Origin of the sequence: Pseudoxanthomonas sp., assembly GCF_027498035.1 — a bacterium.
Classification (GTDB): Bacteria; Pseudomonadota; Gammaproteobacteria; order Xanthomonadales; family Xanthomonadaceae; genus Pseudoxanthomonas_A.
In genome coordinates this window covers 4,145,556-4,154,975 of sequence record NZ_CP114978.1, presented here as the reverse complement: position 1 = coordinate 4,154,975, position 9,420 = coordinate 4,145,556, and the positions used below count along the sequence as shown (strand labels likewise).

Here is a 9,420-nt window from a genome sequence, read left to right as displayed (position 1 = left end):
CTTATGCGTACTCCGACGCGAAGTCGGACACGTCGAATGTCACGGCTGGCGCGGGCGACCAGTCGGTGTGATCAATAGCCATCAACCCGAAGGCGTCAGCGCCATGGCTCGCCCAGTCGTGTTCCGGCCCAAGGTCAATGCCGCGCTTCTCGTCAGTCTTTGCGTGATACCAGCCGAGCGCATCGCGCCCACCCGATGTCTTGTCCTCGTTGAACCAGATCGACGGAAACAGGCGCCGGGCTGCTTCCACTCGCCTGCTCGCAGCGCCCGCACCCATGTTCGGAATGACCCGTACATCGAAACCAGCCGCCCTCAACGAGCTTTCGTAGCTCACCTGGTAGACCTTGTCGTGCGCAGCCCCGTCATGCGGCAGAACGCACATGGCCTTGCTGTATCCGTTATCCCGCAGCCACTCAATGTGAGCCGCCAGCGGTTGCCCGCGCTTCTCGTAGTAGTCCAGCACACGGACCTCATGCCCGATGTACTGCCCCACCCAGATCGCGCAGGCGTCTGCCTTGGCACCTGTGCCGCCGATGTCCCACCAGGAGCGCAGCGTCATCAGAGGATCCGCAGACAGCCTGCCAATGCGCGCGTCCTGCTTTGCCTTCAGTAGCGCCTCGGCGTAGTAAGCGCCCGTCAACGCCGTTTTGTAGCCGCCCTCCCAAATGTGGTCGTACTGGTCCGGGCGATCCGCCTTGTCGCGCTGCCGCTCACGCTCCAGCTTCCCTGGGAACTTGGGGTTATCCCGCCAGTTCAGCTCGACAACCTTCACTAACGCGTCAGTGGAACTACGGAACCGCGATTCCACCGGTGCAGTCTTGCGCCCTGGGTTCCACGTTACCCAAAGCTCAGCGTTCCAACTCTCGCCTTCTTCGCGGAGCGTCGGGATCAGGATCGACCAGGATTCATCCGGCACCGGCTCGGCCTCATCGACCCAGCACAACAAGATGCGGCCCTTGGACTTGATTGACCCGATGTTCCGATCCAGTCCGGCGAACGCAAACCAGATGCGCCGGTCACGGCTGCGAATGAAGGTCTCGCCGATCTCGTAGTACGCCGCGAGGAACGGCTCATCTTCAATTGCTCGCTTGATCTCTTCCAGCGACGAATCGGCCAGTGAGTTCATGAACTGCCGAGCGCAAAGCAGCTGCCCCGACGTGCCCTGCATGCCATGCATGTAGCCCCGGACCGCGGCCATCTTTGCGAAGCTGCGGGTCTTTCCAGATCCACGCCCGCCGTATGCACCCCGTACGTCAGCCCGGCCAGAGAATACCGGACGGAGCTTAGGCGGCAGCGCTATCTGTGCCGTCGCCACTCAAGTCCACCAGCTCAATCCGCGTCACTGTCGCGACCGGCCCACCATTGGCGCCAGTCAGCTCAACAGCAGACTTGTCACCCCAGCGCTTCGGGTTGAACTTCGCCAGGAGCTTCAGGCGGGTGTCGATACGCAGCTTCGAGCGCTGGACGTGTTCTCCATTGAACTGAAGCGCGACCTCATCACCCTTCTCCGCTGCTCGCTCCATCCAATCGTTTCGGGAGTCGTCGGCGATCTCTAGGCATTCTTCGGCCAGCGCCTCTTCGCCCAATTCCCTCGCGCGCGCGATGCAGGCGGAAACGTGCGCGGCCCGCTCAGTCAGCTTGTCGTCCTCACCCCGCTCTCCACACCAGTCACGAACGGTGCGAGTAGCGAGCGCGACCCCATCACCAGACAGGTTCCGGCAAATCTGAGTTAGAGGCGTCCCTTTTGAAAGCTCGTCACAGATGCGCTCCAGCAGCTCATCGCTGTAGACGCTCGGTCGCCCGGGCCGTGGGCCTTCCTTGGCCCCTTGCTCATCCATGACGCTCAACCTCGACCCATCGCCAGGCCTTCAGGGTCTCCCCATTGTCCAGGACGACTGTATTTGTCAGCACGGCGCGATGCCCTGCCGGCGAATAGATGACGGTCGCCTTCGTCCCTGAAAGCGACGCGCCGGTAAGCAGCCCGCCATCCGTGGCGGACCATTCCGAAGATGCAACGTCCGTATTGCGCTCTTCGCACTCTCCTGCCCACTTCTGCTCGACAATCCGTGTCTCGCCTTCAGCCAGGTAGAGCGTTTTCTGCTGGGGGATGTGGCGCCCACCAGTCGGGGGCGGCGCGACCACATCCGCAGCCGGCGTGATCGTCAGGAATGACGATGTGTATTGGACATCCGACGCGAATGTTCCGTCCGCGTAATGCGCTAGGACGAAGTACCCGGCGACCGCCGTGATGTTCAGCGTTGCCGATCCAGTGGCTGGCGAGAGAGTCAGGCTCTCTACGACAGCTCCGTTAGACACATAGTTGAGGAACCACCCGTAGGTTCCCTCGTACACATCCGGCAAATCCCATATGACCGTCGCCTCAAACGTGTCTGAGCTGTCTGGGCTCCCCGCCAGGGCCAGCTGGAAGTGATACGCGCCACCAGCCTCAGTCGTTACGAAGCTGTACGCGCTTCCCGTCCAATAACTCGGCGGCGTTGCCCCGGCGTAGTCCGTCCATAGCCCCGGCGTACTGAGCAGATTAGACATGCAGCCTCTCTAGTACGTCTTCGACGCAAATGTCAGTAACACGATCTCGGGCGATGCAGTGAGACGAATCCCATGTCGGGGCGTACTGCTGGAATGTCCGCCCGTAGAGCCCGATCACACGCGCCCCCAATGCATCAGCCATGTGCGCAGTTCCCGTATCTGGGCAGATCACGGTATGCGCTGCGTTGAGTACCCACATCCACATGCGCCTGCTTACGCGGCCTGTGATCCACACCGCACCGGGCAGTGCATTGCGGAGTGCGCCCCACTTGTCCCACTGCCTCTCTTTCGCATCGACATCAGGGGCGATGACCAGCAGTAATTTCCGTTCGCGAGGCAGCAGCCGATGCTTAATCGGCTCCCTGCCTACTGCTAGGGTCCATGCCTTCGTCATGTGCAGCCCAGGGGCATGGCGCGACTGAACACCTTTGCCAGCATCGAGCCACGTCACATCCAGGCCGGGGATTCTGTGCTGTTCCGCAACGATCACACCATCGCCCACACGCATCGCCGGCATCGCAAGCATGACATCGCCAAGATGTCCGCCACGCAAGTCGAAGATCACTGCCGATCCGCCTTCACTACGGCTTGGAGTCCACGGACTTGGGCGTCTGCTGCTGCGGCTGCTCGAATAATTCGGCCCGCACTTGCTGCTCGGTCGCCGGCTCCACCATCAGACTGGCTGGCGCTGGCGGCAGCGTCGGACAGACGTTGGGTTTCGCAACCTGCCCACTCCATGCGCAACTGCAAAGTCCCGTCAGCAACACCGGCAGCAACGGTCGAAGCCTTGTCTTGTGCATCTGCCTTGTCCTGTTCGTACTGCGCTGCGATGGTTTCTAGCTGCTTAGCCTTGGCCTGCTCGGATTTCCTGGCGCGCTCGACTGCTGCCAGGGTGCTTTCGGCCAGGTCTTGGGCCGCCACAGCCTTCTCGGCCTCAGCCTGCGCGTGAGACTTTGCCCACATTGCGTAGCCAAGCAGGAGGGCAAGCGCGACGACGATTGAGGCGAGGATGCGGATCATGCCGGCTCCTGCGGGATCACAGCGCCGATGGAGCGCATCGCAGACTCAAGCGTCATCACACGCAAACGGAGCCGGTGCGCCTCTTCTTGGGCCGCCATGCGCTGCTTCATCTCTTCCGCAAGCTGGGTCCCCATTGCGGCCTGCGATGCCTCAAGCGATTGCACCCGCTGCACCAGGCCATTGAGTAAGTCGATGTTCGCGTCGGTCTCGGTTCTGTCTTTCTTGCGAGACGCGACTACGCCCCATATTTCACGGGTAGCCCACAACGCGAAGGCGCCGCCAGCTGCCCACCAGGGCGCCGTGCTTGGGTCGTCCATTAGGGCTTCGCCTCGAACACGGCCCGCTCTGCAGCCCTTCGGTTAACCAGGCCCTGCATGCGCTTACCAGCGGCCATGGTCCACACGTCGAACTGCTTGGCAGCCGCTTCCGGCTTGCCTTCGTTAAAAAGGCGCAGCAACGTCGAACCTGAGAAGCGAGACAGCCCGATGTTGTACGCAAGCGAGGCCATGGCCCCGAGCTGGTTGTCATTCGCGGGCTTTGTCAGCATATGCCGGACGCTGTCCACGAACTTCTGCACGTCCTGCTCCAGCCGGTTGTCGGCCTGAGCCTGGGTCCAGATGACGCCAGGGCCGATGCCGGATCCGGTTGCTCCCCATCCGATAGTCCACGGCGCGCCGCCAGTAGCCGGATCCGGGTATGCCGTGAGCTTGCATCCCTCGAACTTCCGGCACAGCGATGCAGTGACAGCCACAGAGGTCATGGAGACTCCAAACGATGATTGCCCGTCCCCGCTGCCGGCTTGGCGCGAGAGTTGGTCCGGACTGGGTGACGGGCGAAGAGGGCGCCCAGCGCCGGAGGGGAGCCGGCCTGGGCATCGGCACTGACGAGGGGAGCGACAGAGCCAGAAACGGGAAAGGCCCACCGGTTAGGGTGAGCCTTCGGCGCCGGCAACTCTGCCAACGTGCCATAAATTTAGGCCCGCAGGTCGAACCTGTCAAGCGGCCTGGGCCATCCTTTCAGGAACTCTGGCGGCAATCGTGATCATGCCGGCAATTCTGTCCAGTCCCCGGCGCGCCAGGTCCATGTACGCCGGCACTTTCACCATTGGTTGTCCAGCATTGGCCAATAGCATCAGGGCTGTCTCGTACCGCTCAACCTTTCGGCGCCCGCTCCCGCAGTAATAGGCCCGAAGGCAGATCGCCATCGGCTTGTTAGACCTGGCCACGGCCGTCACCAGCTGTTCAACCATCAGCGCCTCCGCGTCGCACTCAAGCGGCTTGAAGCCAGTGACCCGGCCGGGCATCTCGCCCTTGTGGTCGATCAGCACCTGCAGCATGTTCCGTGAGGCATGGCCCAGGTACTCGCAGTCGCGGTGCAGAGCGAATTCAGCCCCCCACCGCTCAAGCAGCATGCGCGCCGTTTCGGTCGCGGTGTCGATCTCAGCCATTTCCCTTCCCCTCTCGTTTCCTTCGCTTGATCTCTCGCCTCAGCACTGACGCCTCGGCCTGTAGCTGTGCGGCCCGCTTCTTTCCCGGATGCCCGCGTGCGTTGTGGCTGTAGCGCTGCTGATGGGCGTCGGCGTCCATCTGGGTGAGCCGGGCCATCATCAGCAGGCGGTCGTGGTCCATCGATTCAAGAGGCATGCCGGATCTCCACGTACACGCCCCGATTGCCCGGGAAAGTCCAAACCGTGCAGCCGTGGCCATTGCTTCGCACTCGATTGGCGCATTCCAGTGCCTGGCTGTGCTCTGAGAACATCAGTCCGTCCTCAACCTCTACCGGCCATGGCAATGGCTCGTAGATGCTCGGGCTGGGCCAGTTTCTAAGCTGCATCTGGCCCACCCGTGATCCGCACGACGACCTGACCGCCCTTCCTCGGCTCACTCTTGACGTAGGGATGGCTGACGAACCGCTTGTCATCGATTCCCAGCGCATCAGCGATTCCGTCGCGATATGCCTTGCACCGGCTCAGCATGTTGTCGTCGTCAGGGAGACGCCTCGTCGGCGGGTAGAAATCGACCCACAGATGCAGCCTGCCCTCGGGAAACCTGATGGCAGGCGTCCAGCCGCTTGCCCATGCAGCGAGCTTTGCCAGTGCACGCGCATCTGCTGCTGCCTTGGCCTTCTGCCCCCAGTGAACCCGTGCGTTTGGCGATAGATCCTTGCTTGGCCAGGGGAGGATGAGTTCGTTCAAGCCGCATCCCTCCACCCGATCAGACTGTCCTGGCGCGCGATCAGCTCGTCATCGGAGCCGTAGGTCTCGTGAAACAGGCGCGACCCGTCCATCAGGCTTGGCCCATAGTGCTGGCGCATCTCGTCGTGGGTGCACGCGAAATCCAGCAGCCCACGGTGGTGCCAGCCGCAGTTGCAGAACCCGAACCGATGTCCGCGCCGGATGTTGCCGCTCTTGGTGTGGTGGTAGTCCCCGCCGATCTGGGGCCAGAAGTTGGCCGGCGCCTTGCCGCTCTCCTTCCAGATCAGGCATGGGATGCAGACGCCTTCCTTGCACTCGGCGATGCGGCGGCCCTCAGCCAAGGTCGGGGCTTTGCCTCGGCGGCTCATGCTGCCCTCCTGTTGGCTTCTTCCTCGATCCACGCCTCGGCGATGAACACGCCGGCATGGGAGGCTATGCGGTGCACGGTGTCCACGAACTTGGCGAAGTCGGCCTTCGGAAGCAGCTTCCGCTTCCCGTTCTCGTCGGTTGTGGTCGTCCGGAACGGCTTGGACTCGATGCCATCTGGATTCCGCGGCGTCTTGGGCACTGGCTTATCCACCCAGCCGAAGTGCCGGCCGAGCATGTACTCGTGCACGTCATCAACGTCGTAGCCCATCGCCTCGGCAATCGGTGGGTAGCAGACGCCGAACAGGTAGCGGTTCTGCTGGCTGGTACGACCGCTCTTCAGCGGACCGCTGCTGACTTCCAAGGGCAGCGCCTGCTGGCGCAGATAGGCCACGTAGCGCTGAAGCTCGACTTCATTTCGGATGGCAGTCACTTCCTCTCCCCCGGCCAGCTCAGACCGGCCCGCTTGTAGTCGTCGTACAGTTCCTTCAGCAGCATCCCGTCACGCTGGATTACTTCCTGTCCGCTGCGGTCTCGGCGGACCGTCGTCGGGCTGCGCTGGTAGCCTGGGTTCGGGTCTGGCTTGCGGAGGTCGCGGGTGGTCATGCAATTAACCTCCCCTGGCGCTGCGCGTCCTCGATGCGGCGGCAGGCGATGTCGAAATACTTGGGTTCGTTTGTGCGTGTTATAATCGCGACATGAAAAAGAGCCGCGTTGAAGTCCGCTGCGCCCATTGCGCCACTTCGTTCCTTGCGCACCCCTACCGCATCAAAAACGGCACCGCGAAATACTGCGGGAGGGACTGCTATCTCGCCGCGCGATGGAAGCGCACGGCCTCGTGCGAGCGATGCGGAAAGGAATGCCAGCACCGCTATTGCTCTGACGACTGCCGCCGCGACCACTGGAATGCCAACGGATTCCGAGCGCACAAACATCCGCGAAACTGGCAGCGGAAGATGGCTCTTATCGAAAGCCTCGGCGGCGCTTGCGTGAAGTGCGGAGAGCCTGACTTCCGGGTTCTCGACATAGACCACATCGACAGGGCCGGAAAAACCGGGAGGCCCGCAGCCTGGAATTACCGATTCAAGGACTGGGCCGCGAACGCTGGCAACCTGCGTCTTCTCTGCGCGAACTGCCATCGCGTTCACACATGGGAGCAAATGGGATACGGCCCTCATGCCACACCCCCAAACAACCGGGACTGACGTTGTGCGTCGTCTATCCGCCTGCACGCAATATCAAAGTACTTGACCTCCCTTTCGATGCCGATGAAGGAGCGCTGCAGGTTCATGCAAGCGACGCCCGTGGTGCCGCTGCCCATGAAGGGGTCGAGGATCAGCCGGTTAGGCGCGGGGACGTGCCCGATTGCCCACTCCATGACACCGATTGGCTTCTGCGTCGGATGGTCGCCGCGCAGCTCTTTGTTCGCGCGCAGCATCCCGTTCCACAGGTAACGCTTCAGGCGAACAGCCTTTGGCAGGTTCGTCCACGCCAGCTCACAGTCGGCGAAATCGTTGTCGCCGTTTTCCTTGTCCCATACCAGCCAGCACCGCGCCGGTGGCATGGCGTAATAGTTCCCGCCAAAGATCACGGCCCACTTCCCGGCCTCGCGGACAGCGCGGATCAAGTCATCGTCAATAGGGCGGTCGTCCCACCCATCGTCACCGTAATCACGCACGTAGCGCCCCCCCCCTATCCCGCCCGGGCCGGTTCGCGTTTTTGCCTTCCCGGCCGACTCCCCGATCCCATACGGCGGATCTGTTATGCATGCATCGACTTTGGGTAGTGTTGGGAGAATTTCACGGCAATCCCCCAGGTAAAGGGTTGCGCTCCCGATTACTTCGACCCGACTCACGCCCCCACCTCCTGCATGTCCCGCTGTGCCTGCTCGGCGAGTGTTTTCATGCGGCCAACTCCTGCACCTTCCGAAGGGTCAGCCGGTCCAGGTGGCGGATGGTTGCCCCGCGCGTGCGCCCCATGGCTTCGTCGGCCATGGATCGGGCTACGTCTTCATCGACGTGGGCAGCGGCAGCAATCTCGGCGGCGTTGAAGCCCTCCTGCAGGAGGCGCCAGACGGTTTCGGTGTTCATCGGTCACCGCCCATGTCTGGGGCCCTGCCGCCACCAATCGGCTGCCCCGCTCCTGGGACTCGCCGCAAGGTCCGCGCAATCTCAGCCATTGCCCGCTCGGCACGCACCGGATCGGCCTTGATCGTCTGCTTGGTCAGCGCCAGCTGCTCGCGCGGCGGCATCGCCTCCAGGAACTCAGCAGGCGCAGGCCAGCGACGGACAATCTTCGACAGGGTGACGAACGCTTTGCGGAAGCGAGGTGCGTCAAGGCCCTCATCCCATGCCTTGCCGTCAGTGATCGCATCGGTCCAGGCATTTGCCGTTCCCGGCAGCATTTCAGCTGCGGGTGTCCGGTCCAGTGACAAGCAGGCCAGTCGCTGCAACCCCCTCAGAATTTCGATTTCCAGCCATTCGTTCACGGATCATTCCCTCAAGTGTCATCACGCCCTGCATCTGCTTCCCCAGCGGCTGCCCGGTAGCTGGACCAGCTCTCGGCTGCTGCTTGGGCACGTCCTCCCACCTGTCTTGGTTGAGGTAGGTGGAACCCATCGGCACATAGCCGCGGCGCCAGTCGTCGTCTGACTCGACCATCAAGCGGACATGGGCGATCAGTTCGTCACATCGCGAATCGAGCTTGCGTTTGTCCCAAATCGCCTTCGCGACCTTCTTGGCCTTCGGATTCGGGTAGACCGCCCAGAACTCAGCGAAGCGCGACGGTGCGGCCGCAGGCTGCACACGCTCTTGCTTCTGCTCTTCTTGTAGTGATGGTGTTGGTGTTAATGGGGTCGGACTGTCGGGTTTTGTCGGACTACTGTCGGACTGTGTCGGACTGTTGTCGGACTGCGCAGTCCTCTTGTGACCACTCGGCCTGTTTTGCCGGTCCCATTCCCGCTTGTAGGCTTGGCGCTCTTCCTCGTTGCGGACAGAGCCGTACTTGGCGTGATTGATCAGCCGCCAGCCGCCAGCGATCTCAACGATTCGGCGGCCGTCGTCGTCCTTCGTCCGGCTGTACGGATCCGGCGACATGAAGGACTGCAGTGCCGTCTCGACCTCTTCCAGAGTGACATTGGCCCGACGCGCCAAGCCAGGGATGGCGCCATAGACGTCGCCCGATGCGTCCGCCATCGCCAGCATCGTCACCCACACGATCCGGGTCGCGTAGGGTTCACCCCACACGGTCGATTCGGTGATGGATGAGAACAGCTTGGTGTAGGTGTCGGACAT

At 62.4% G+C, this 9,420-nt stretch carries 18 protein-coding genes; all 18 read right to left on the bottom strand.

Translation table 11 applies throughout. From position 1 onward, the window contains the following. Nucleotide 1 precedes the first annotated feature (1 nt). The 18 genes from O8I58_RS18510 to O8I58_RS18425 all read right to left on the bottom strand — a co-directional run bounded on the left by O8I58_RS18510 (nt 2) and on the right by O8I58_RS18425 (nt 9,420). The gene (locus O8I58_RS18510; protein ID WP_298319365.1) at nt 2–1,198 is read right to left on the bottom strand and encodes a phage terminase large subunit; all 1,197 of its coding nucleotides are present in this window, start codon (nt 1,196–1,198) and stop codon (nt 2–4) included. Between the two features lie 85 nt (nt 1,199–1,283). Then, nucleotides 1,284–1,838 (bottom strand): terminase small subunit-like protein, encoded by a 555-nt coding sequence (locus tag O8I58_RS18505; RefSeq protein WP_298319363.1) that lies wholly within the window; start codon nt 1,836–1,838, stop codon nt 1,284–1,286. After that, nucleotides 1,831–2,547 (bottom strand): hypothetical protein, encoded by a 717-nt coding sequence (locus tag O8I58_RS18500; RefSeq protein WP_298319361.1) that lies wholly within the window; start codon nt 2,545–2,547, stop codon nt 1,831–1,833. The genes O8I58_RS18505 and O8I58_RS18500 overlap by 8 nt, the downstream gene beginning before the upstream one ends. After that, on the bottom strand, nt 2,540–3,112 hold the full coding sequence (locus tag O8I58_RS18495; protein WP_298319359.1) for a glycosyltransferase family 9 protein: 573 nt from the start codon (nt 3,110–3,112) through the stop codon (nt 2,540–2,542). Before O8I58_RS18495 ends, O8I58_RS18500 begins: the two co-directional genes overlap by 8 nt. Continuing rightward, entirely contained in the window at nt 3,109–3,567 is a 459-nt protein-coding gene (locus O8I58_RS18490; RefSeq protein WP_298319357.1) for a hypothetical protein, read from the bottom strand. The genes O8I58_RS18495 and O8I58_RS18490 overlap by 4 nt, the downstream gene beginning before the upstream one ends. Continuing rightward, nucleotides 3,564–3,884 (bottom strand): hypothetical protein, encoded by a 321-nt coding sequence (locus O8I58_RS18485; protein ID WP_298319354.1) that lies wholly within the window; start codon nt 3,882–3,884, stop codon nt 3,564–3,566. Before O8I58_RS18485 ends, O8I58_RS18490 begins: the two co-directional genes overlap by 4 nt. Further along, a complete protein-coding gene (locus O8I58_RS18480) occupies nt 3,884–4,327 on the bottom strand; it encodes a lysozyme (protein WP_298319352.1) in 444 nt (147 codons plus the stop codon). Before O8I58_RS18480 ends, O8I58_RS18485 begins: the two co-directional genes overlap by 1 nt. A 234-nt stretch (nt 4,328–4,561) precedes the next feature. After that, a complete protein-coding gene (locus O8I58_RS18475; protein ID WP_298319348.1) occupies nt 4,562–5,014 on the bottom strand; it encodes a hypothetical protein in 453 nt (150 codons plus the stop codon). Beyond that, entirely contained in the window at nt 5,007–5,210 is a 204-nt protein-coding gene (locus O8I58_RS18470; protein WP_298319346.1) for a hypothetical protein, read from the bottom strand. Before O8I58_RS18470 ends, O8I58_RS18475 begins: the two co-directional genes overlap by 8 nt. A gap of 179 nt (nt 5,211–5,389) precedes the next feature. Further along, on the bottom strand, nt 5,390–5,761 hold the full coding sequence (locus O8I58_RS18465; RefSeq protein WP_298319344.1) for a RusA family crossover junction endodeoxyribonuclease: 372 nt from the start codon (nt 5,759–5,761) through the stop codon (nt 5,390–5,392). After that, nucleotides 5,758–6,129, bottom strand: coding sequence for a Ref family recombination enhancement nuclease (locus tag O8I58_RS18460; protein WP_298319342.1), 372 nt, complete (start codon nt 6,127–6,129; stop codon nt 5,758–5,760). The genes O8I58_RS18465 and O8I58_RS18460 overlap by 4 nt, the downstream gene beginning before the upstream one ends. After that, on the bottom strand, nt 6,126–6,560 hold the full coding sequence (locus O8I58_RS18455; protein WP_298319341.1) for a hypothetical protein: 435 nt from the start codon (nt 6,558–6,560) through the stop codon (nt 6,126–6,128). Before O8I58_RS18455 ends, O8I58_RS18460 begins: the two co-directional genes overlap by 4 nt. Then, a complete protein-coding gene (locus O8I58_RS18450) occupies nt 6,557–6,733 on the bottom strand; it encodes a hypothetical protein (RefSeq protein ID WP_298319339.1) in 177 nt (58 codons plus the stop codon). Before O8I58_RS18450 ends, O8I58_RS18455 begins: the two co-directional genes overlap by 4 nt. Then, a complete protein-coding gene (locus tag O8I58_RS18445; RefSeq protein WP_298319337.1) occupies nt 6,730–7,266 on the bottom strand; it encodes a hypothetical protein in 537 nt (178 codons plus the stop codon). The genes O8I58_RS18450 and O8I58_RS18445 overlap by 4 nt, the downstream gene beginning before the upstream one ends. Before the next feature lie 35 nt (nt 7,267–7,301). Next, nucleotides 7,302–7,754: a DNA methyltransferase gene (locus O8I58_RS18440; RefSeq protein ID WP_298319335.1), complete on the bottom strand. Its 453-nt coding sequence runs from the start codon at nt 7,752–7,754 to the stop codon at nt 7,302–7,304. A 274-nt stretch (nt 7,755–8,028) separates the two neighbouring features. After that, nucleotides 8,029–8,217 (bottom strand): hypothetical protein, encoded by a 189-nt coding sequence (locus tag O8I58_RS18435; protein WP_298319333.1) that lies wholly within the window; start codon nt 8,215–8,217, stop codon nt 8,029–8,031. Next, nucleotides 8,214–8,615, bottom strand: coding sequence for a hypothetical protein (locus O8I58_RS18430; protein WP_298319331.1), 402 nt, complete (start codon nt 8,613–8,615; stop codon nt 8,214–8,216). The genes O8I58_RS18435 and O8I58_RS18430 overlap by 4 nt, the downstream gene beginning before the upstream one ends. After that, nucleotides 8,533–9,420, bottom strand: a complete 888-nt coding sequence (locus O8I58_RS18425; protein ID WP_298319329.1) for a hypothetical protein — start codon at nt 9,418–9,420, stop codon at nt 8,533–8,535. Before O8I58_RS18425 ends, O8I58_RS18430 begins: the two co-directional genes overlap by 83 nt.

Bases quoted from the DNA above. Each gene is read 5' to 3' on its own strand.
- O8I58_RS18510 (WP_298319365.1), bottom strand. From the start codon at position 1,198: ATGGCCGCGGTCCGGGGCTACATGCATGGCATGCAGGGCACGTCGGGG.
- O8I58_RS18505 (WP_298319363.1), bottom strand. From the start codon at position 1,838: ATGGATGAGCAAGGGGCCAAGGAAGGCCCACGGCCCGGGCGACCGAGC.
- O8I58_RS18500 (WP_298319361.1), bottom strand. From the start codon at position 2,547: ATGTCTAATCTGCTCAGTACGCCGGGGCTATGGACGGACTACGCCGGG.
- O8I58_RS18490 (WP_298319357.1), bottom strand. From the start codon at position 3,567: ATGATCCGCATCCTCGCCTCAATCGTCGTCGCGCTTGCCCTCCTGCTT.
- O8I58_RS18485 (WP_298319354.1), bottom strand. From the start codon at position 3,884: ATGGACGACCCAAGCACGGCGCCCTGGTGGGCAGCTGGCGGCGCCTTC.
- O8I58_RS18480 (WP_298319352.1), bottom strand. From the start codon at position 4,327: ATGACCTCTGTGGCTGTCACTGCATCGCTGTGCCGGAAGTTCGAGGGA.
- O8I58_RS18475 (WP_298319348.1), bottom strand. From the start codon at position 5,014: ATGGCTGAGATCGACACCGCGACCGAAACGGCGCGCATGCTGCTTGAG.
- O8I58_RS18470 (WP_298319346.1), bottom strand. From the start codon at position 5,210: ATGCCTCTTGAATCGATGGACCACGACCGCCTGCTGATGATGGCCCGG.
- O8I58_RS18460 (WP_298319342.1), bottom strand. From the start codon at position 6,129: ATGAGCCGCCGAGGCAAAGCCCCGACCTTGGCTGAGGGCCGCCGCATC.
- O8I58_RS18450 (WP_298319339.1), bottom strand. From the start codon at position 6,733: ATGACCACCCGCGACCTCCGCAAGCCAGACCCGAACCCAGGCTACCAG.
- O8I58_RS18445 (WP_298319337.1), bottom strand. From the start codon at position 7,266: ATGGCAGTTCGCGCAGAGAAGACGCAGGTTGCCAGCGTTCGCGGCCCA.
- O8I58_RS18435 (WP_298319333.1), bottom strand. From the start codon at position 8,217: ATGAACACCGAAACCGTCTGGCGCCTCCTGCAGGAGGGCTTCAACGCC.
- O8I58_RS18425 (WP_298319329.1), bottom strand. From the start codon at position 9,420: ATGTCCGACACCTACACCAAGCTGTTCTCATCCATCACCGAATCGACC.